The sequence below is a fragment of the Shewanella basaltis genome (assembly GCF_023283885.1).
Classification (GTDB): domain Bacteria; phylum Pseudomonadota; class Gammaproteobacteria; order Enterobacterales; family Shewanellaceae; genus Shewanella; species Shewanella basaltis.
On record NZ_JAKILA010000001.1, the window covers coordinates 112,130 to 133,238 of the forward strand.

The following is a 21,109-nucleotide window of genomic DNA, read 5'->3' on the forward strand; positions in this document are numbered from 1 at the left end:
TCTCATGAGCCACACATCTTCAGCAGACACTTTCACTAACATCGTGCATTTTGGTCAACAGTACCTCAGCCTAGAGCAAGTGGTTGCGGTAGCCAAAGGCGCCCAAGTTAAACTGAAAGACACCGCTGACTACGTTGAATATATTCAAAAAGGCGCTCGCTTTATTGACAGTTTATTGCACGAAGAAGGCGTAGTGTATGGCGTGACCACAGGCTATGGTGACTCATGCACCGTCAATGTCAGCCTAGATTTAGTCCACGAGTTACCGCTGCATTTAACCCGTTTTCATGGTTGTGGCCTAGGTGATATTTTTAGTCCAATGGAGTCACGCGCCATTATGGCCTGCCGCCTAAACTCATTGGCAGTGGGTAAGTCTGGCGTGAGCTATCAACTATTGCAACGTATTGAATGGTTATTAAACAATAACATCACGCCTATCATTCCCCAGGAAGGCTCGGTTGGTGCCAGTGGCGATTTAACCCCTCTGTCTTACCTTGCCGCGGTGTTAGTGGGCGAGCGCGAAGTGATGTATCAAGGTAAACGCCAAGCCACTAAAGATGTATATTTACAACTTGGCATAGTACCCCTGAGGTTGCGCCCTAAAGAAGGCCTGGCATTAATGAACGGCACAGCCGTGATGACCGCACTTGCGTGTTTAGCCTATGACAGATCGCAATACCTAAGCCGTTTAGCCAGTCGAATCACCGCAATGGCATCGTTAACCCTTAAAGGTAACTCCAACCATTTTGACGATATTTTGTTTGCCGCCAAACCTCACCCGGGGCAAAACCAAATTGCCAGCTGGATCCGCGAAGACTTAAACCACCACACCCACCCGCGTAACTCAGACCGCCTACAAGACCGTTACTCCATTCGCTGTGCGCCGCATATTATTGGGGTGTTGCAAGATGCACTGCCGTTTATGCGCCAGTTTATTGAAACCGAGCTCAACAGCGCCAACGATAACCCGATTGTGGATGGCGAAGGCGAACACATACTGCACGGTGGCCACTTTTATGGTGGGCATATTGCCTTTGCCATGGATGCAATGAAAAATGCTGTGGCCAATATCGCCGACTTAATCGATCGCCAAATGGCACTGGTAATGGACCCCAAATTTAATAATGGTTTGCCGGCTAATTTATCTGCTGCCACTGGCGAGCGACGTGCCATTAACCACGGCTTTAAAGCGGTACAAATTGGTGTGTCGGCTTGGACCGCAGAAGCCTTAAAAAACACCATGCCTGCCAGTGTGTTTTCACGCTCAACTGAGTGTCATAACCAAGACAAAGTCAGCATGGGCACCATTGCCGCGCGCGATTGCATGCGTGTGCTACAACTCACAGAACAAGTGGCAGCAGCAGCCTTGATAGCCATGAGCCAGGGGATCCAACTGCGGGTGATACAACAAGAGTTAGACCCGCAGTCATTAACCCCATCGCTGGCTAAAACCCTTGAGCAGGTAAGCCAAGATTGTGAGCTGCTCACCGAAGACCGTCCTTTAGAATCTGTACTGCGTCAAACCGTTGAAAAAATTCAGCTCGGTCAATGGGAGGTGTGCTAAATGAAAGGGTTACTGCGTACCGAAATGGAAATGGTGATCCCGTTTCACGATGTCGATTCAATGGGCATTACTTGGCACGGTAATTACCTGCGCTACTTTGAAGTCGTGCGCTGCCTGCTGCTCGATAAACTCGGTTATAACTATCGCACCATGCTGGAATCAGGCTATGCCTGGCCGATTGTCGATGTGCAAATTAAATATGTTAAAAGCTGCACCTTTGATCAAAAAGTCAAAGTAATAGCAGCCATTGTTGAATGGGAAAACCGTTTGCGAATTAACTACCAAATTGTCGATGCCAAAACCAATGCGCGCATTACGAAAGGCTATACCATTCAAGCCGCGGTAGAGATTGCCACTCAGGAGTTATGCTTTGTGACGCCAGAAGTGTTTCAGCAAAAAATTCGCCCGTTATTAGATAAGAGCCAAAGCTAATGCAAGCAATAAAGCGGCTACAACTCATATTAGCCAGTGTTGTGCTGTACTTGAGTACACACACCGCCTTGGTGAGCGCAAACCCGACATCGATGTCAGGCGATGCTCAACCTAATACGGCGCAACTGACAGAGACTCAATGGGCACAAATTAACAGCTTGTACCAACAACCGGCTAGCTCGTCAGCGCTTGAGGCATTAGCGCAGCAATTACATTTACAGGCCGATACTCGCGGACAATTCATACAGCAACGTCATCTGGCGGTACTCAAAAAACCGTTACAAAGCCAGGGGCGGTTTATTTTCAGTCCTTCACAGGGGTTGGTTTGGCAACAACATAAGCCTTTTAACAGCTTAATGGTGCTTAAAGATCAGCAGTTAATTCAGCAAAACAGTCAGGGAAAAGTGCAGCAACTTAGCGCCGCAGCTAGCAACAACCCCATCGCACAGCAACTACCGCGTTTACTGCAAGCAATCATGGCCGGCGATATAAACGCACTCAGCACTGACTTTGCCTTATTTATGCCAACAGAAAAAACTGGCCCGCTGTGGCAACTCGGCTTACAGGCAAAAGACCCACAAGTGCATGCCGCTATGGGTAACATTACCCTCAGTGGTGACACACACATTCGTACATTAGTGATGACCCAGCAGCAAGCCAATATTAGCGACTACACCTACATACAATTTACCGACACAGAACAAGGCCCGTTGAGTGACAGCGAACTGGCATTATTTAGCCTTAACCGTGAGCTAGCCCAGTAATGCCCCGCGGCCCGCTTAATGTATTGACCTCAACTACAAGCCGCTTTGCACTGTGGCTTATATTGCTGCTGGCCATGTTAATTGGCGGCGTGTGGCAATGGCAACAAGGCGCGCGGATCCAAACTGACATTTTGGCCATGCTGCCACATTTACAACAAGATAAACTCACCGAAACCGCATTAAATACCGTTGAGCAACGGCTTGCAAACCAGGTGTATATCGCCCTATTGGCAGAGAACGACAATCAGGCCGTCGATGCCGCTCAGCAATTCATGGCATCATTACAACACCAGCCACAACAGCCATTTAGCGTCATTAGAAGTGGCGCCGACAACCAAATAACACAGTTAGCCAAAGTGTATTTTGAACATCGCTTTAGTTTACTGACTCAGGAACAAGCACGCGCGCTAGAAACAGATAACTGGCATGAACTATTGAGTGCGGCACAAAACCAGTTATATAGCGCCTTTGGTTTTGCTAACAGCCAACTGCTCGCGAGCGACCCGCTGTTGTTATTTCCTGCAAACTTGTTGGCACTATCGCCTAATAGCAAACTTCGTCGCAAGCAGGGGGTTTTACTCACCGACACAGACCATGGTGTGGCTGCTATCGTCATGGCAAAAGGCCGCGACAGTGCGTTTAGCCCTACTGCACAGCAACAGCAAATGCTTGCACTACAAACCGCGTTTAGCCAGGTAAACCAACAGCACCCACAAATCCAGTTTCTTAAGGCTGGGGCACTGTTTCATGCTATTGCTGCAACTGAGTCGGCTAAACAAGAAATCAGTAAAATCGGTTTAATCTCAATGCTAGGCATTGTATTGCTGGTGTGGTTGGCGTTTCGCTCTGTTATGCCCTTGGTGGCAGCAACCCTCACCTTAACCACTGGAGTGGTATTTGCTTTTGTCGCCACCCTAAGCCTATTTGGTGAACTGCATTTACTGACTCTGGTGTTTGGCACCAGTTTAATAGGTGTGGCCATCGATTACAGCTTTCATTTTTATTGCGAAAAACAAGCCCACCCGACAGACAATGCCAGCGACACCATCAAACGTATTTTTCCGGCGTTAACACTTGCACTAGCCACCAGCGCTAGTGCATTTATCGCCATTGGTTTTACGCCGTTCCCGGGGATGCAACAAGTTGCGGTATTTTGCGCGGCGGGGTTAATTGGTGCGTATCTCACTTTGCTGTTGGTGTTTCCGCTTTTGGGTAATCACCCGTTAACACACACTAGAGGGTTGGGGGTTGCCCAGGCTTATTTACGCTGGCTACATCGCTTATTTTCTCCCTCTCACGCAGCCAAAAAAGTCGCACTGATGCTACTGCCGGTTGCTGTGCTAGTGATGCTGCTTTTGGGGTTATCGCAAATCACCTCTAACGATGATATTAGGCAGTTGCAGCAAAGCCCTGAGGCAATAACCAGCGAAGAAAACCTGCTAAGACAATTACTCAGCGGCGGCACAGATAATCAATTTATTTTAGTCAGTAGCGCTAATGAGCAAGACTTACTGCACACACTTGAGCAGCTAACCCCCGTATTAGATGCCGCTATCGCAAACAATGAAATCGCCCAAACGCTTAGCCTTAGCCGCTTTATGCCCAGCATGACGCGCCAGCAACATCACTACCAACTACAGCAACAGCTTTATCAACAACACTTAGCTGAAATCATTGAGCAAATGGGTCTAGATGACAGCATAAAACCAAGTTTACAGGCCGAGTTAAGCCAAGCTTCGACAGCATGGCTGACACCTCAAACAGTGCTTAAGCACGCCAATGATGACTTAACAGCCTTGTGGTTGGGTGATGTTGCAAGCGATGACAGCACACCACAGTATGGCGCTATTGTGTTACTGGGCGGCATTCATTCTCTGCCGTCGTTAACCCAGCGACTCTCGCACCAAAATTGGCCTGTGGGGCAAGTAACAGTGATAGATAAAGTAGGCGACATATCCACACTAATGGGCCAGTATCGCCAGCTAACCTTTCAACTGTTAATGTGGGTATTTGCCCTTGCCAGCATTGCTTTTAGCGTTAAATATGGCATTAAACTGGCACTTGCCATTGTTGCCGTGCCAGCGCTTGCGGTGTTACTCACGCTGGCTTGTTTAGGTTTAGTTGGCTCAAGCATTAGCTTGTTTCATGCTTTGGCCTTCATTTTAGTGCTGGGTATTGGCATTGATTACAGCTTATTTTTTGCCGAGGCCAAACACACCAGTAATGGGGTAATGATGGCCATCTTTATGTCGGCCTGTTCAACCTTATTGGCCTTTGGTTTACTTGCACTGAGCCAAACCCATGCGATTCACTTTTTCGGCCTGACGCTTTTAATTGGCATTAGCTTTGCTTTTGTATTAGCGCCATTTATCTCATTTTTTACAAGGAAGTCACTGTAAATGTTAAGCAGTCAAACAAGCATAGTTAGCCACATGGACGTTGATGTAGCCATTATTGGTGCCGGCCCGTCTGGCGCGATTGCCGCCAGCCTATTGCGTCAGCAAGGTCATAAGGTGGTGGTCGTTGAAAAACAGCAGTTCCCGCGCTTTTCTATTGGCGAGAGTTTATTGCCATGTTGCATGCAATTTATTGAGCAAGCCGGCATGTTAGATGCGGTTAATCAGGCTGGTTTTCAGTTTAAAAATGGCGCCGCATTCCGCCATCAAGGCCGTTACACCACGTTCGACTTTACCGATAAATTTACCCCAGGCCCGGGCACCACGTTTCAAGTTCAGCGTGGCCAATTTGATAAATTGCTAGCCGATACGGCCATCAGTCAAGGCGTCGACATTCGTTTTGGGCATCAGGTTGATTCTGTCGATATCAGTGCCGAACCCACGTTACAAGTAACTAACGAGCAAGGCCAGCCCTATCAAATCAATGCCAAGTTTATTGTCGATGCCAGTGGCTTTGGGCGGGTATTACCCCGATTATTAAACCTTGAGCGGCCATCAAGCTTACCGTCACGCAGCGCCATTTTTACCCATATTGAAGACAACATCTGTGACAGTGAGTTTGACCGCAATAAAATTTTAATTAGCGTTCACCCAGAACATAAAGACATTTGGTATTGGCTCATCCCGTTTAGCAATAACCGCTGCTCTATTGGGGTGGTCGGCGAGCCGCATTTATTAGCGCATTTAACTGGTAGCCTAGAGCAACAACTACTGGACATTATTGCCCAGGAGCCAGATTTAAAGCGTTTACTTGCTCATGCTAAAGTCGTTCAACCTTGCCAAACGCTACAGGGGTATTCGGCCAATGTCACCACGCTTGCCACCAACAAGTTTGCTTTGTTGGGTAACGCGGGTGAATTTCTTGATCCGGTATTTTCATCTGGTGTCACAATTGCTATGCAGTCGGCTGCCATGGCGTGTGCAAGTCTTAATAAACAACTCAAAGGCGAAGTCGTCGATTGGCAAGCCGACTACGCCCAGCCGTTAATGCTGGGGGTTAATACCTTTAGAACCTATGTTCAAGCTTGGTATGACGGCCGTTTTCAAGATGTGATTTTTTATCAGCAAGCGAGCAATAATATTAAGCAAATGATTTGCTCTATTTTGGCAGGCTACGCATGGGACACCCACAATCCTTTTGTGAAAGAGTCTGAGCGTCGCCTCAATACTATTGTTGAGCTATGCAGGGAGTTAGACGTTGCTTAAGGGTGCTCATGTTATCAAAGTGATTGGCGTACTGTTTTTGCTGGGCACATTGGCCAGCTGTAGTCACCAATTGACACGGCAAAGTTGTATGGCAATCAGTAGTCAGGCTCAGTATTGCCTTGCCCCAACAATCAATGCACTGCATACCCATAATGAGATCAGCCTGAGCCAAATGATCACTATGCGCCACGGCCAAGATGACCACGAGTTACTGACTCAATTAGAGCTCACCACACAGCGCATGACCTTAGTGGGGCTCGCGCCATTAGGGCAGGCATTATTTACTCTGGTGTACGATGGCCACACTTTACAAAGTGAGCAAAGCCGCTTGTTAGGCGATACATTTAATGCCGAGTATTTAATGGCCATTATGCAGCTTATCTACTGGCCAACGGAGCAAATAAATCAGCACCTCACTGGTGCTCAACTACGGGTTACTCCATGCGAAAATGCCTTATGTAAACAGTTAATCGATGCCAATGGCGAACAAATCAGTATTAACTATAGTGAGCTCAACCCGTGGCAAGCAAAGATTAGCGTCACGATAAAGTCAGCCGACATTTTGTTGCACATCACGCCACTCGAGTAACCAATGACACAGACTGAGCACAGAATATGAATAACCGAATCGCAATCACCCATATCGGACTTTGCACGCCATTAGGCAACACGCCTGAAACCGTACTGCAGCGCTTAGTGAATGGCGACACCAGCGCCATGCAATACCGTGATGATTTGTTGTTTAGCGGCCCAACCATTGTGGGTAGCGTAAACGATGACAGCCTGCTTGATATTCCCGTGCATTTACAGCTGTTTGCTTGTCGAAATAATCAGTTACTCCATACCGCAGCAATGCAAATCGCACAGGCAGTGAACCAAGCTAAAGCACAGTATGGCGCAGACCGAATAGGCGTCGTGTTAGGCACCAGTACCTCGGGTATTTCCAAAGGTGAAGCGGCATTAGCATACCAACTCGAGCATGGGAATTTTCCACCAAGTTATCATTATTCACAGCAAGAACTGGGCAGCACTAGCGACTACCTCAAGCAGTTATTTGAACTTTGCGGCCCTTGTTACACAGTATCAACCGCGTGCTCATCCAGTGCCAAAGTGTTTGCCAGTGCGCAACGATTACTGCAAGCAAACCTCTGTGACATGGTCATTGTGGGTGGTGTAGACAGTTTATGCCAACTTACCGTAAATGGGTTTCACTCGCTTGAATCCGTTGCTAAAGCGCGTTGCAATCCATTTAGTCTACATCGCGACGGCATTAATATTGGTGAAGGCGCTGCACTATTTACTTTAACCCTAGGCCAAAGCGACGTCATGCTCGCCGGCGTTGGTGAATCTGCCGACGCCCATCATATTTCAGCGCCGCACCCTGAGGGCTTAGGCGCGATTGCCGCCATGCAAGCAGCTTTAACTGCCGCGAATATTCAGCCGGCGCAAATTGATTATGTTAATTTACACGGTACTGCCACCCCAAAAAACGATGCCATGGAGTCGCGCGCCATCACAGCTGTTTTTGGCCAAACACTGCCAGCGTGTAGCTCGACCAAACCCCTAACAGGCCACACATTGGGCGCTGCTGGCGCCATTGAAGCGGCATTTTGTTACTTGTTGCTTAGCCAACACAATCAGCTTGCACAGTTACCGCCACATATATGGGATGGACATGCAGACCATAATGATCCAAGCATTCCCTTAGTGAGCGCCAACGTTTCACAGCCAGCCAGCTCACTCAGCTACATTATGAGTAATTCATTTGCCTTTGGTGGCAGCAACGCCAGCGTTATTTTTTGTAAAAAGGATGCCTAAAGCCATGTCGTTCCCAATAGCTGACGCAACTTTACTCGCTCAAGATATCAGCGAATTTGTGCCACATCGTGCGCCCATGATTTTGATTGATAACCTTCTAGAGCACCACCCCGACACCTTGCTTACGGCTATCCACATTAGTGAATCAAGCGCTTACTTTGACAGTATTATCAAGGGCGTGCCTAATTATGTCGGCATCGAATATATGGCGCAGAGCATTGCCGCCTTAGCGGGTGTGGAAGCCAAGTTAATGGGTGACAAAATACGCGTTGGTTTTTTATTAGGCAGCCGTAAATTACACATGCACATAGACCACTTTGTGCTCGGGCAAACCTATCACACCAAGGTAAGCCGCCTTTATCAAGAACCATCCGGTTTAGCAGTGTTTGATTGCCAAATATTTCACCAAGGCCAAATAGTCGCGTCTGCAAACGTTAATGTGTTTCAACCACAAGACACCCAGGCGTATATCAACGATACCCAAACAGGCCCTAGCAACCCATAATAATAAAACAGCACATCATGGAGAGACTTGTGACTAACAGAGTATTAATTACCGGCTCAAGCCGGGGAATAGGCAAAGCCATTGCCATAAAATTAGCCGAAAACGGCTTTGATATTGCGCTGCATTTTCACAGCAATCATAGTGCCGCGACCGAAGTGCAGCAAACACTTAGCGCCCTTGGGGTTAATGTGACTTTATTACAATTTGATATTGGCGACCGCGCTGCAGTAAAGCAGGCCATTGAAGCTGATATTGCCGAGCATGGTGCATATTACGGGGTGATTTTAAATGCCGGCATCAATCGCGACACCGCCTTTCCTGCCATGACCGAAAACGAATGGGATAGTGTTATCCACACGAATTTAGACGGCTTTTACAATGTGATCCACCCAACCATTATGCCAATGGTACAGGCACGTAAGGGCGGGCGGATTATTACCCTCGCATCGGTTTCGGGTATTGCCGGTAATCGCGGCCAGGTCAATTACAGTGCTTCTAAAGCAGGTATTATTGGTGCAACAAAAGCATTGTCACTTGAGTTAGCCAAACGCAAAATTACCGTTAATTGCATTGCCCCAGGCTTAATCGAAACCGACATGGTGAGTGATTTCCCCACCGATTTAGTTAACCAAATGGTCCCCATGAAACGCATGGGCAAACCCAATGAAATTGCCGGCCTTGCGAACTTTTTATTGTCTGATGATGCCGCCTACATCACCCGCCAAGTGATCTCGGTCAATGGAGGCATGATATGAAGCGCGTAGTCATTACAGGAATGGGCGGAGTGTCAGCATTGGGACACGACTGGCAACAGGTTAAAGCCAGTTTATTAGCCAAGCATAATTGTGTTATTCGCATGGATGAATGGGACCGCTATCCAGACTTAAATACTCGCCTGGCCGCCCCCGTACGAGATTTTGCAATACCATCACATTACTCGCGTAAAAAAATCCGCTCTATGGGTCGCGTGTCACTGATGGCAACTCGCGCAAGCGAGCTGGCACTAGAAGATGCCGGGCTGTTAAATGACCCAGTGCTAAGCTCTGGCCAAGTTGGGGTGGCCTATGGCTCATCAACCGGCAGTACTGATCCGATTATGGGTTTTGGTGACATGCTCAAAACCGGCGAAATGTCGGGACTCACCGCCACCAGCTATATCAGAATGATGGCCCACACCACCGCGGTTAATATAGGGGTATTTTTTGGTTTACAAGGCCGAATTCATACCACAAGCAGTGCTTGCACCTCAGCCAGCCAGGGCATAGGTTATGCCTACGAAGCCATTAAATACGGTATGCAAACTATTATGTTAGCAGGTGGCGGTGAAGAGTTGTGCCCAACGGAAGCGGTGGTATTTGATACCTTATTTGCCACCAGCACCACAAATGACACCCCAGAGCAAACCCCAAGACCGTTTGACAAACAGCGCGACGGTTTGGTTATTGGCGAGGGTGCCTGTACGTTAATACTAGAAGAGTTAGAACACGCTCAGGCACGCGGAGCAACAATCTATGCAGAGCTTGTTGGCTTTGGCACCAACTCAGACGGCCAACATGTTACCCAACCTAATGCAGAGACAATGGAAGTAGCTATCCGCTTAGCGTTAAAAGATGCCAAGCTGTCGCCACAAGACATTGGCTACATTAGCGCGCATGGAACAGCGACAGATCGCGGTGACATTGCCGAAACCACAGCCACTCAAGCAGTATTTGGTGCCAGTACACCAATTTCATCACTCAAAAGCTATACCGGCCACACACTTGGTGCCTGTGGCTCACTCGAAGCATGGACCAGTATCCAAATGATGAATGAAGGCTGGTTTGCTCCCACACTAAACCTTAATGAAGTCGACCCAGAATGCGGTGAGCTTGATTACATTAAAGGCGATATTCGCCAGCTTGAAACGCAATACGTCATGAGCAATAACTTTGCCTTTGGCGGCATCAATACCTCACTGATTTTTAAACGCTGGAATTAACACGACACTCACATGATAAAAGGACATTGCATGATAAAGAATGTAATAAGCGTGGCAATCAGTGGATTACTGATTGCAGTTGGGTTACTAAGCTCATTAGTCAGCGCTCAAGAATCCGTAGTACAAGAGCCGCAATACCTAACTGTATTTCAAGGCGACAACCACGCCCAACAAATACAAGCCATTGAGACCTTAATTATTTCAGGGCCGCAAGATATTGCCGTATATGATGCAATAGAAGCATCACTTAAACGGAGTTTAGCCAGTGCGACAGACAAACACGCTATCGATTATTCATCCTGGCTTGCGAAAGGTTTAGGCTATTCTGGCAATGAGAAATATCGCGCTACATTAACCCAAATCGTTGAGGGTGATTACCATAAAAAATTACGTAAATATGCTAACGAGGGCATCACCAATATTGGCCAATACGCCATTTGGAACCCCATACTGCACACGCCCACCCATGCCGATTTACCGCCACGGTTAAATGCGTACAGCAATGCCCTAAGCAGTAACGACCTGATATTAATCCGCATCGCCGCTAAGCGGATCATGCATGAGCGTGAATATAGTGAGGTGATGCTAACTCAGCTCAGCGAGCAACTTACTCAGCCTCGCCTGCTTGACGACAGCCGTTTAGCCATTGATACCTATGCCTGGCTAGCCAAAGCCCTAGCAAGCTCAGGTAATGATAAGTTTAACGCTGTCATTGAAGATATGGCGAACAACGCAGCCAATAAAAAACTGCGCAGCTACGCCAAAAAGTACTTAAAAACCTATTTTTAAAAAACTGATAAAAAAAACAGATGTGAGTTAATACTCACATCTGTTTTTATATTACCAAGCTCACTACACGTTATAAGCTGAAGCCTTGGCTTGATAATCTTCAGTAATACGCTTCATTTCTACAGCGCCAACCGCCAGTTTCTGCACTTGCTCAGATAACAAGACAACTGCTCGGGCATTCTCTAAAATCTCTGCACCAATCTGATTGAGCTTATCGGCTTGCTCTTGTGTGCCACTGGCTACATTATTACTTAAGGTTGATACCTGGCCAATTTGCGCTGCGCGCTGCTCTAAACCCTTGGCTATATTACTGGTGTGTTGCACGTTTTCAGAAGTGCGCTTTTTACCTTGGTCCATCGAGTCGACCGTTTTTAGCATGCTAGTATTTAATCGGCTTAGCACCTTCTCAATCTCATCGGTTGAATGGCTAGTCCGTTGCGCAAGCGCCCTGACCTCATCAGCAACAACCGCAAACCCGCGACCACTTTCACCTGCTCGTGCCGCTTCAATTGCAGCATTAAGCGCCAGTAAATTGGTTTGCTCTGAAATACTGCGAATAGCTTGTAGCAATGAAGTGATTGCGCCGACATCTTTGGTCAGTTCGGTTAACGACTCGGTCACCTCTGTGGTATTGGTTTCAAGCAGTTGCATGTCTTTCATGATGCTCAGCGCACTTTGACGATCGCTCACACTAGAGCTCGCCGCGTCCTTAGCTTGCTCTGCAGATAACTGACTGTCGTGAGCCATTTGCTGAAACTGCTCAATAACTGTTTGTGTGGTATCGGCAATCACATGAGCCTGATGCGTTTGCAGCTCAACAGAATGCTGGGCTTTGTCACTTAAGCCCATTAAGTTATCTGAGGTATTAGCCATTTTAGCGGCAATATCACGGTAGTCGTGAAACAGCTGAGACAACTCCTCAAGCATGACATTAAACGACATTTCTGCTGGCGTATCAGCCGACGGTAAACGAACAGACAAGTCTTTATTGGCAGATATAGTTTCAATGGCTCCAGCTATACGCTGATTTGCCACTGCATCTGTACGCATAAATAAACTGATCCGAATAAGAATAAAGGTTTCTGCAGCAGCAAATAGCGCATGGATAAACATGATCATCCAGTTACATTCACCCGCAAAAATCATTACCTGTGTGTCAAATAAGCTGACACCTTGCAACTGAATATACGTTAAAACAATATGATGCGCGGCAACGGTAAGCAACGCAGCCATTAATGGTTGCCAACGCAAATAAATCAAAAACACACCCATTGAGGCAAAAATATGAAAGTGCATTTCAATCATGCCCATTTGGCTTTGAATCAACAATGCCGATACGGTCATCATGATAACCGCACCCACTATGGCAAATAATTCTGTACCTTTTAACAAGCTGTAACTTAACTGCACTAATACTAATATGATGATTGCCGCGATAGTGCTAAACATCTGCATTTGCGCACCAAAAAAGCCACTGATAAATAGCAGCGGCGCCTGCAACATTAAAATTTTGTATATGTACGAATCATGCTTTTTTAACAGCGTTGTGGTTTGATTACTATTCATAATAGGCCTAACTCTCTGATGACATAATGTGCTTAAGTTCAATCTGCATTTTTTGTGTTGAGAGGTGCTTCGCGGTATATATTCGTGCGACTTGCCCCTCTGGTGACACTAAAAATAGTTTACCGACATGATTGATGCTACGGAGTTCTTGATTGATATTTTCAGATAATTGCCGATCGAGGCGCTGTAACTCATCATCTGATAATGATGCACTCACAAAGCGAGGCGATCGATCATCAACTACACTTTTCCGCACTGCTGGAGTGTCGTTTTGGGGGTCAATTGTCACAAACATAAATTGCACCTCAGTTCCAGTTAACAAAGCATCCTGCTGTATGTGTTGCTCCAATTGAATCATTTGTTGGACACGTATCGGGCATATTTCAGAGCACGATAAAAATCCCAAAAATAAGTAAGTATATTGCCCCGCGGACGCAGGAAACTGGTGTGACTGTTGCTCAACATCTTGCCAAGTAAAACGTAATTGCCGCTGGTCATTTATATCGATGCCGTAAGCATCTTTGTTATGAGCCCATTGGTTTAACACCATCAACATGGGCACAATGCCAAGGCAAATACCGATGAGTACAGATGCGATAACCACTGTTTTCAACTGCATGGGTTAACACCTTAAACTGTTTTATTACCAAAGTATTGAACAATATCATTATAGACATGATTAGGTTATTGCCAATTATTTATACATAAAGCGGCCATAAAAACCACCGAAATGTAAACAGACACGGTAATACGATACAAAAATACATTTGATCACCGCAAGAGGTAGGGTTTCATGCTATTAATAACAAACGCCCAAACTTGGCGGTTTGGGCATTTATTTACACAGTTTGGGAGAGTGATACCATTGCAGATTAACCTCAACTCTGGATAAGAGATGTATTGATAACGATATAAATCAATAGATTGACTAAAATCCACTGTCAAGCTTGTGATTTGTTTTGCTAACAAGGCGAATTAACGTGTCAATAGCTAGCCTATTGCAAGTTAATTCAACGCAGTGAGGAAGGCAAAGGACTGCTTGAAAGGCGTTTGTTATCCAGAGCTGAGGTTGATTAATAAGTGACCACTGTAAATGCGTCCAGCGGTTGTTGATTAAGGCGTCACTATATAGCCCTTTCAATAGCGAAAGCGCAGAGTAAAAGCGGCTGGGGCATTCCTTTTTGGCGAGTGTTAAAAGGGCTGCATGACTTCGAATGAGAACAACTATTTATTCAGTCATTCGCCTTGTTTAAGCCCTTTTAAATTCTCCCGAAGAGATCATTTACTCACGCGCAATGGTATTATAACGCAATCGCATCAATTGCCTGTTTAGCAAGATCAATACCCGCCGCCGCGGCATCCGGTCCCATATTCAGCGCTTCTGCATATACAGTGTCAACCTGTGTAATTCCAATAAAGCCCAAAACGGTCGTTAAGTAAGGCACCACATGATCAGTAGAGCCCCCTTTGTGAGCACCGCCTCGAGTGGTCACAATAATGGCTCGTTTACCTTCAATTAATCCCACAGGCCCAGTATCTGTATAGGTAAATGTCACCCCAGCACGAGCAATAAAGTCAATCCAGCTTTTTAAGGTCGTCGGGATGCTAAAGTTATACATAGGCGCAGCTATCACAATGGTGTCGTGCGCTTTAATTTCTGCCACTAATTCATCCGACAATGCCAAAGCTGCTTGTTGACGCTCTGATAAATTATCGCCGCCACGTAAACCGGCAGCAATTTCGCCATCTAACATGGGCACAGGATCACGGCCTAAGTCGCGCGTTGTTATCTCAACACCTTGCTTGCTCCACTGCTGCTTAGCATAATCAATCAGTGCAGAAGATTGTGAGTATTCACCTAAAATGCTCGATTTTAACATTAGTACTTTTTTCATTGCCGATTCACCTGTCTGGTTAAGTTTATTTATGGGGTCGTGACTTATCCGACCGATGAGATCAGTATATTTAACGATAAAAAAGAAAAATAGCGGATAAATGTAGCAATAAAGTTCGATAAAATAGAAAGGTTCACTGAGGTAAAACCTTGGGTAATGACACATAATGTCCGGTAAATGCGGCACACAATTGTTCGTTACAATACAGCCCCACCTCTAAGGTAACCTTAATTCGTTTACCCTCGGTCAGTCCCGACATATCCGTATTTGGCCAAATGACTCTCGCCACGGGATCAGCAATAATGGGCTTGAGGTATTTTATATTGGCATCTGCCAACACAATGTCTCCATGAACCGCTAAACGCTGTTGTTGTAACCACACCATCCCCCAACCTGTTAATGTCATTAAGGTGTAAATGCTGCCGGCAAACATGGTGTTATGTAGATTGATATTTGGTGATAAAGGTGCAGATACCTGTAATTCAGTGCCACTAAAACCCAGTGGTTTAACCTGCATAAACTGGCTTAAAGGAATCGTACTATGCCATGTATTTTGTAATTGAAATAACAGATCGCTAAAACTACTACCGATTGGCACTACATTGTCTTGTGACATTACGATTCCTTATCACCTATGGCTTACTTAACGCTAAACCTGCAAATTAAAGGTCACAGGGCCGTCGTTGAGCAGTTCAACTTGCATATCTGCAGCAAACTGACCGGTTTGAGTTTCAATGCCTTGTTGACGGCAAAAAGCCACAAAATCAAGATACAGCTGCTTAGCTTGTTCAGGCGATGCGGCGCACGAAAAGCTTGGTCTTAAGCCTTTTGCAGTATCTGCTGCTAAGGTAAATTGCGACACAACCAACAACTTACCGCCCACTTGTGACAAATTAAGGTTCATTTTGCCGTTATCATCGCTAAACACGCGATAGTTAATGACCTTAGTAGCAAGTTTAGCTAATTTTTCGGCATTGTCTTCACGCTCGACACCCAATAACACAAGTAAACCTTGATCAATTTTCCCGACCACTACGCCTTCAACCGTGACAGAAGCACGCTTGACGCGTTGAATTAATGCAATCATAACAACCTATAATATTATATATAACAATCAATTAAGACTTTTCAATTGATGAATCGCTCGCAGGTTTGGCATGTGACTGCGATGGCGTCGCGACAGGATCATGCACATTCATCTTTGGGGCTTCATCTGCTGTACTTGATGATTCACCTTCAGTGAAAATCTCGGCTTTCATCTCTTCAGCAATCACAGCTAACTCATCTAAATATTCTGGCAATGCGGCGGTAATTTCTGCTCCTAATAATACGATCATCCACGATAAATATACCCACACAAATAGGATAGGTATTACCGCTAACGCGCCGTAAATGGCTTCATAGCTTGGAAATTGTGTCACATAAAATGCAAAGCCTTTTTTGCCTGCCTCAAACAGTATCGCAGCAACAACCGCGCCCAGTAGCGCATGTAAAAAGTGCACCTTTTGGTTAGGCACCACCATATATAACAACAATATAGACGCTACAGAAAACATCAGCGGTATACGCTCAACAATCCAGGGCACAATGCCTGACAATTCAGTTCCTGTGACCACTTCTAACGACACCACATAAGATGTCGCGACTAGGCTTGCCCCAATCAATACCGGGCCAAGGGTGAGCACCATCCAGTACATTGAAAATGACACCACGTAAGAGCGTTTTTCGGTAATTCGCCAAATATTATTCAATGCTTTGTCGATGGCCGATATCAGCATAATCGCCACAAACACGAGCGCAATAATACCGACAAAGGTGCCTTTAGAGGCATTAGCAACAAACTCATTAATATACACTTGCACCGTGTCGCCCGCTGCCGGAATAAAATTATTATAAATAAACCCTTCAATCTTCCCCCGAATGCCTTCAAAAACGGGAAATGCCGATAACATCGACATGGTCACGGCCACCATAGGCACCAACGACAACAAAGTCACATAGGCTAAGTGACCAGCGCGAATGTTTATTTGGTCGTCGGCAAGGCGTTGCTTAAGGTGCAATAAAAACTGGCCAATACCAGTAAAAAACTCAATAAAGGGTCTGAAATCAAACTTCTTGGGCATAATAATCCTTATTTCATAGTCCGTTAGTGGAGATAACATTTGTAATAAGCCACTAACTTCGTACAATGTTATAACATATTAATGCTAAACAAATGGAGCAAATTGATGTCTCAACAAGGATCAGCGGGTAATGTCCTCGCAGCGGTAGCCAGTTTATTTTTCCCAGGTCTTGGGCAACTGTTACAAGGGCGCATTTTAGCTGCGTTATTATTTTTCTGTATCACCGCCACATGCTACTTCTTTTTTGTTTTGGTGATCCCCGCCATTATTGGTGGCTTGTTTCATTTATGGAGCATTATCGACGCTGCAAAGTTTAAATCTGCCAGCTAAGCAAACCAGAGGCTTAATCTCTTAAGGGTTAGGTTAAACTCACACATACAAAGAGACACATTGATGAAAAAATGGATATCACTGGCACTCTTAAGTAGCAGTTTACTGTTGAGCGGTTGTCAAAGCGCCTATTACGGTGCCATGGAAAAAGTCGGTTACCATAAGCGCGACATTATGGTTGACCGTGTTCAAAATGCCAAAGAATCTCAACAAGAAGCCCAAGAGCAATTTAGCTCGGCATTAGAAGAAATGCAGGCTTTACTGGCATTTGACGGCGGCGATTTAGAAGATGCCTACAACAAAGCTAAAGACGAATATGAGTCAGCCCAAACCGCGGCAGATGAAGTGACAAATCGTATTGATAAAGTAGAAGATGTTGCCGACGCCCTCTTTGCCGAATGGCAAGATGAAATCACTGAAATAAGCAAAGCCAGCTTACGTCGTAATAGCACAAATAAACTGAACGAAACCAAACGAGCTTACTCATCATTAGTCAAAAGTATGCGCCGCGCAGAAGCGAAAATGCCGCCCATTTTAACTGCCATGAAAGATAATATGCTTTACCTAAAGCATAATCTAAATGCCCAAGCAATTGGCGCCATTAAAGGTGAATTTGCCAGCTTACAAGCTGACATATCAAGCTTAATTAATGAAATGAATAAGTCGATAGAAGAGTCGAACAAGTTTATTGCGTCTATGGAACAAGGCTAGTCGCACATACTGGAAATGAGATAACAATCGATTTGAGTATTGGCTATGTAAACTCGTTGAGCATAGCCAATATATTCCACGACTGACTACTCTATGGGTGATGCATCGACCGGCAATACGTTATGGCTAAAGATTTGTTTGAGCACCACAGTGGTTTCAATATTTGACACGTACTTTAAATTACCTAATGACTTTTTGATAAATTGCTCGTAAGCGACCAAATCTTTGGCAACGATTTTGAGTAAATAATCATGCGAACCGGTAACCACAGAACACTCTGTCACTGCAGGCAGTTGTGCCACGGTACTTTCAAATAATGCTGTAGAATCATCCGAATGCTCGCTTAAACGCACCGACGCATACACAACAACACTTAAACCGACTTTTGCCGGATCAACCCTTGCACCGTAACCTAAAATCACTTTATCAAGCTCTAGCTTTTTAACGCGGCGCAGGCAAGGAGTGTCTGACATATTAACCTTATCGGCTAGTTCAGACACTGCCATCCGGCCATTACGCTGTAATATTTCTAATAGCTTTAAATCTTTTTTATCCATTGCGCGTGTCGCTTTGTATAGAGTGATTTTCAGTGAAAATATCATATTTGTGAGTGAAATCCTCTACAATTTTTACTTAATCACAAAAAAATCAAGTTATACCATTGCGTATTATTGGTCACCACAAACAAAAATGCCATGAAGTGTTCTCCATGGCATGTTAATCACTCTCAAGGGCGGATTAGCACTCATCAATATCCACTTCAACAAGCGGTGGCTCACCTGCGGCTAACGGGTGCGAATAACGAATTTCGCACTTGTTTGCAGCATAGTCGGCGTTAGGACGAATTCGTAAGCCAGTACGACCTGAAGAGGTATAAGTGGTTATTTCAAAGTCCACACCGTTGGTAATATTAATCATCCTTGCAATACCTGCATCAGTGTGACGTGGGTAACCAAAAGCGAGTGTAATCGATTGGCCTTGTACCGTAATACTGTTACCTAGACCATTCCCCGTTCCGGCAGCCGCAGTTTCATCGCAACTAGTACTGATCACACAAGCCGAGTACACCATGGTTTTAGCGCTATTAATTGCCGCTGCAACACCTTGCATTGAGCTGGCATAGGCATCGTTTTTTAAGCTAATAAATTTAGGCGCCGCCACCACAGCCAATACACCTAAAATAATAATCACCACCACTAACTCAATAAGTGTAAAACCATTTGGTTTAACATTTGAATAGTGAGAAATCTGTTCGAGTCGCTTCATGACTTGTTACGAGTCCTTGATTGACGTAAAAAAACTCAGCTAGCCTGCAAGCACAACTTGGTCTTTACCGGCATTTTTGGCTTGATACATCGCCACATCAGCCTCATGAATAAGCCTATCAACATTAGCTGCAGAGGCTCCATCATACCTTGCTACACCAATACAAGCACTCACTTGTAATGTATGTTGGCCTATTTTATAAGGTTGTTTAATTAACTCCAGCACACGATTTGCCTTATGGTTAACATGACTGGATTGCAGATTATTTTGTAACAACAGCACAAATTCATCTCCGCCATAGCGGGCAAAGATGTCATTATATTCTATATTGACCGACACTTGCTGGCCGATATTTCTGAGTAAACTATCTCCCACACCGTGACCGTAAGTGTCATTTATATTTTTAAAGCCATCTAAATCAATAAATAATAGCGAAAACGGCTGCTTTTCATCAATCCTTTGCTCAATAGTATTTCTAATTGACATACGGTTCGCAAGGCCCGTGACCTGATCATGATTGGCCAAATACAACGCTTCGGCTTGAGCTTTTGCTAAATCAAGTGTTTTGTCTTTCACTCTTTGAGCTAAGTCTTTTTGGCTTTTAAGCACCTGCATAGACATTTGATGAAAACGTTCGAACAAGGCAACAAATTCTTTTGTTTCAAATTTTTGTTTAGGATACTGGCCCAATTGCGTTTGCTGTTGAGTTAAATCACATACCTGAGCGGTTAACACAGCAATGGGTCGAGTAATTAAGCCTGTCACCCACCAACTCAGCAATAAACAAGCACAAAAAGACAAGAATGCTATCAACATAATGGAGTCAACTTCAGATTGTGCTCGAGCAAACAATTCCTCCAGTGGTTGCGGGATCATCACCCCCCAACCCGTCGCTGGTACAACAGTGTATGCCGCTATCATATCCTGTTTTACTGCAGGTGAATAAAACTCCATCACGCCAGTATTACCTGCCATCATCTGTTGCACAATACTGACTTGCGCCAAGCTTTTACTGCTCGTTTGCCACTGCTTATTTGGGTGAGCTAACACATTGCCTTGTCGGTCAACAATTGCAGCATGCCCTTCTTTACCAAATTTAACCGCCGATTGCAGTAAAGTAATAAATTCGGGGTTCATAACCGCTAGCCAAATGCGTTGTTGTGAGTCTTTGCGGATCATGTACAAGGTTGGCTTTTGTACACCCATTTTGTGTACATCTGTAAAAGTAGCCATTGATACAGCTGATAAGTCAAACACATTTTTGCCATGTGTGAGTGACTGAGGTTGTAATTTTTCAGGGCCAAACAACACATTAACGAGTTGCCCTTGAGCGTCATACTCACCAATAGACTCAACATCAATATCTTGTAATAGCGTGACAAAATTAGCAGAGATATGTTGCCGTGTAACTGAATCTGTCGCATGGGTAAATATTGATAAAGCGTCAACACTATAGCGGTCTAGCGCCTGCGACAGGTTTTTTGCAAGTAATAAATGTTTGTCGTGCACCGTTTGATATTCATTATCTAACACATTATGGCTGGTCCACAATGCCAGGATGCAAATCGGTATGAGCGACACTAAGGTCATGGCAATCAGTAATAAATAGCGAAAGGATAATGTCATCTAATTATAATTCTTAAAAACGTTACTTAAACCACGGCTTTTAATGTTAAATATTTGTATTAAATCTAGTGCTTAATGCA

22 protein-coding genes are annotated in these 21,109 nt (G+C 45.1%); 13 read left to right on the forward strand and 9 right to left on the reverse strand.

Annotated features, from left to right (window positions below):
- The first annotated feature begins 4 nt into the window (after positions 1-4).
- From L2703_RS00485 to L2703_RS00535, 11 genes are all read left to right on the forward strand, one after another.
- Positions 5-1,564 carry an HAL/PAL/TAL family ammonia-lyase gene (locus L2703_RS00485; RefSeq protein WP_248969193.1) on the forward strand — a complete coding sequence of 520 codons (1,560 nt, stop codon included), beginning with the start codon at positions 5-7 and terminating at the stop codon, positions 1,562-1,564.
- Positions 1,565-1,996, forward strand: a complete 432-nt coding sequence (locus L2703_RS00490) for an acyl-CoA thioesterase (RefSeq protein ID WP_248969194.1) — start codon at positions 1,565-1,567, stop codon at positions 1,994-1,996. It abuts the gene before it with no gap.
- Positions 1,996-2,760, forward strand: coding sequence for an outer membrane lipoprotein carrier protein LolA (locus L2703_RS00495; protein WP_248969195.1), 765 nt, complete (start codon positions 1,996-1,998; stop codon positions 2,758-2,760). The genes L2703_RS00490 and L2703_RS00495 overlap by 1 nt, the downstream gene beginning before the upstream one ends.
- Positions 2,760-5,159 carry an MMPL family transporter gene (locus L2703_RS00500; protein WP_248969196.1) on the forward strand — a complete coding sequence of 800 codons (2,400 nt, stop codon included), beginning with the start codon at positions 2,760-2,762 and terminating at the stop codon, positions 5,157-5,159. Before L2703_RS00495 ends, L2703_RS00500 begins: the two co-directional genes overlap by 1 nt.
- Positions 5,160-6,422 (forward strand): NAD(P)/FAD-dependent oxidoreductase, encoded by a 1,263-nt coding sequence (locus L2703_RS00505; protein ID WP_238104593.1) that lies wholly within the window; start codon positions 5,160-5,162, stop codon positions 6,420-6,422.
- Between the two features lie 88 nt (positions 6,423-6,510).
- Positions 6,511-7,011 carry a DUF3261 domain-containing protein gene (locus L2703_RS00510; RefSeq protein WP_238104595.1) on the forward strand — a complete coding sequence of 167 codons (501 nt, stop codon included), beginning with the start codon at positions 6,511-6,513 and terminating at the stop codon, positions 7,009-7,011.
- A 26-nt stretch (positions 7,012-7,037) separates the two neighbouring features.
- A complete protein-coding gene (locus tag L2703_RS00515; RefSeq protein ID WP_248969197.1) occupies positions 7,038-8,240 on the forward strand; it encodes a beta-ketoacyl-[acyl-carrier-protein] synthase family protein in 1,203 nt (400 codons plus the stop codon).
- Between the two features lie 4 nt (positions 8,241-8,244).
- A complete protein-coding gene (locus tag L2703_RS00520) occupies positions 8,245-8,745 on the forward strand; it encodes a hotdog family protein (RefSeq protein ID WP_248969198.1) in 501 nt (166 codons plus the stop codon).
- Positions 8,746-8,774: 29 nt separating this feature from the next.
- Positions 8,775-9,500 carry a 3-ketoacyl-ACP reductase FabG2 gene (locus tag L2703_RS00525; RefSeq protein WP_248969199.1) on the forward strand — a complete coding sequence of 242 codons (726 nt, stop codon included), beginning with the start codon at positions 8,775-8,777 and terminating at the stop codon, positions 9,498-9,500.
- A complete protein-coding gene (locus L2703_RS00530) occupies positions 9,497-10,723 on the forward strand; it encodes a beta-ketoacyl-ACP synthase (protein WP_248969200.1) in 1,227 nt (408 codons plus the stop codon). The genes L2703_RS00525 and L2703_RS00530 overlap by 4 nt, the downstream gene beginning before the upstream one ends.
- 30 nt (positions 10,724-10,753) lie before the next feature.
- Positions 10,754-11,512 carry a hypothetical protein gene (locus L2703_RS00535; protein WP_248969201.1) on the forward strand — a complete coding sequence of 253 codons (759 nt, stop codon included), beginning with the start codon at positions 10,754-10,756 and terminating at the stop codon, positions 11,510-11,512.
- Between the two features lie 63 nt (positions 11,513-11,575).
- Here L2703_RS00535 and L2703_RS00540 read toward each other — a convergent pair whose 3' ends face one another.
- The 6 genes from L2703_RS00540 to L2703_RS00565 form a co-directional block, all read right to left on the reverse strand.
- Positions 11,576-13,078, reverse strand: coding sequence for a methyl-accepting chemotaxis protein (locus L2703_RS00540; RefSeq protein ID WP_248969202.1), 1,503 nt, complete (start codon positions 13,076-13,078; stop codon positions 11,576-11,578).
- A gap of 7 nt (positions 13,079-13,085) precedes the next feature.
- The gene (locus L2703_RS00545) at positions 13,086-13,697 is read right to left on the reverse strand and encodes an SCO family protein (RefSeq protein ID WP_248969203.1); all 612 of its coding nucleotides are present in this window, start codon (positions 13,695-13,697) and stop codon (positions 13,086-13,088) included.
- Positions 13,698-14,379: 682 nt separating this feature from the next.
- The gene (locus L2703_RS00550; protein WP_248969204.1) at positions 14,380-14,973 is read right to left on the reverse strand and encodes an FMN-dependent NADH-azoreductase; all 594 of its coding nucleotides are present in this window, start codon (positions 14,971-14,973) and stop codon (positions 14,380-14,382) included.
- 133 nt (positions 14,974-15,106) lie between these two features.
- Positions 15,107-15,589 (reverse strand): thioesterase domain-containing protein, encoded by a 483-nt coding sequence (locus tag L2703_RS00555; protein WP_248969205.1) that lies wholly within the window; start codon positions 15,587-15,589, stop codon positions 15,107-15,109.
- Positions 15,590-15,622: 33 nt separating this feature from the next.
- Complete coding sequence (gene dtd, locus L2703_RS00560; protein ID WP_248969206.1) at positions 15,623-16,060, reverse strand: D-aminoacyl-tRNA deacylase; 438 nt, start codon at positions 16,058-16,060, stop codon at positions 15,623-15,625.
- 31 nt (positions 16,061-16,091) lie between these two features.
- On the reverse strand, positions 16,092-17,096 hold the full coding sequence (locus L2703_RS00565; RefSeq protein WP_248969207.1) for a virulence factor BrkB family protein: 1,005 nt from the start codon (positions 17,094-17,096) through the stop codon (positions 16,092-16,094).
- Positions 17,097-17,201: 105 nt separating this feature from the next.
- On the opposite strand from L2703_RS00565, the gene L2703_RS00570 reads away from it, so the two are divergent.
- Together L2703_RS00570 and L2703_RS00575 are read left to right on the forward strand one after the other, a co-directional pair.
- A complete protein-coding gene (locus L2703_RS00570) occupies positions 17,202-17,426 on the forward strand; it encodes a hypothetical protein (protein ID WP_248969208.1) in 225 nt (74 codons plus the stop codon).
- A gap of 63 nt (positions 17,427-17,489) precedes the next feature.
- Positions 17,490-18,137, forward strand: a complete 648-nt coding sequence (locus L2703_RS00575; protein WP_248969209.1) for a DUF2959 domain-containing protein — start codon at positions 17,490-17,492, stop codon at positions 18,135-18,137.
- A gap of 86 nt (positions 18,138-18,223) precedes the next feature.
- Here L2703_RS00575 and L2703_RS00580 read toward each other — a convergent pair whose 3' ends face one another.
- The 3 genes from L2703_RS00580 to L2703_RS00590 form a co-directional block, all read right to left on the reverse strand.
- Positions 18,224-18,694: an Lrp/AsnC family transcriptional regulator gene (locus tag L2703_RS00580; RefSeq protein WP_248969445.1), complete on the reverse strand. Its 471-nt coding sequence runs from the start codon at positions 18,692-18,694 to the stop codon at positions 18,224-18,226.
- 181 nt (positions 18,695-18,875) lie between these two features.
- On the reverse strand, positions 18,876-19,403 hold the full coding sequence (locus tag L2703_RS18940; protein ID WP_283107757.1) for a type II secretion system protein: 528 nt from the start codon (positions 19,401-19,403) through the stop codon (positions 18,876-18,878).
- A 39-nt stretch (positions 19,404-19,442) separates the two neighbouring features.
- Positions 19,443-21,029: a sensor domain-containing diguanylate cyclase gene (locus tag L2703_RS00590; RefSeq protein ID WP_248969210.1), complete on the reverse strand. Its 1,587-nt coding sequence runs from the start codon at positions 21,027-21,029 to the stop codon at positions 19,443-19,445.
- Between the last annotated feature and the right edge of the window lie 80 nt (positions 21,030-21,109).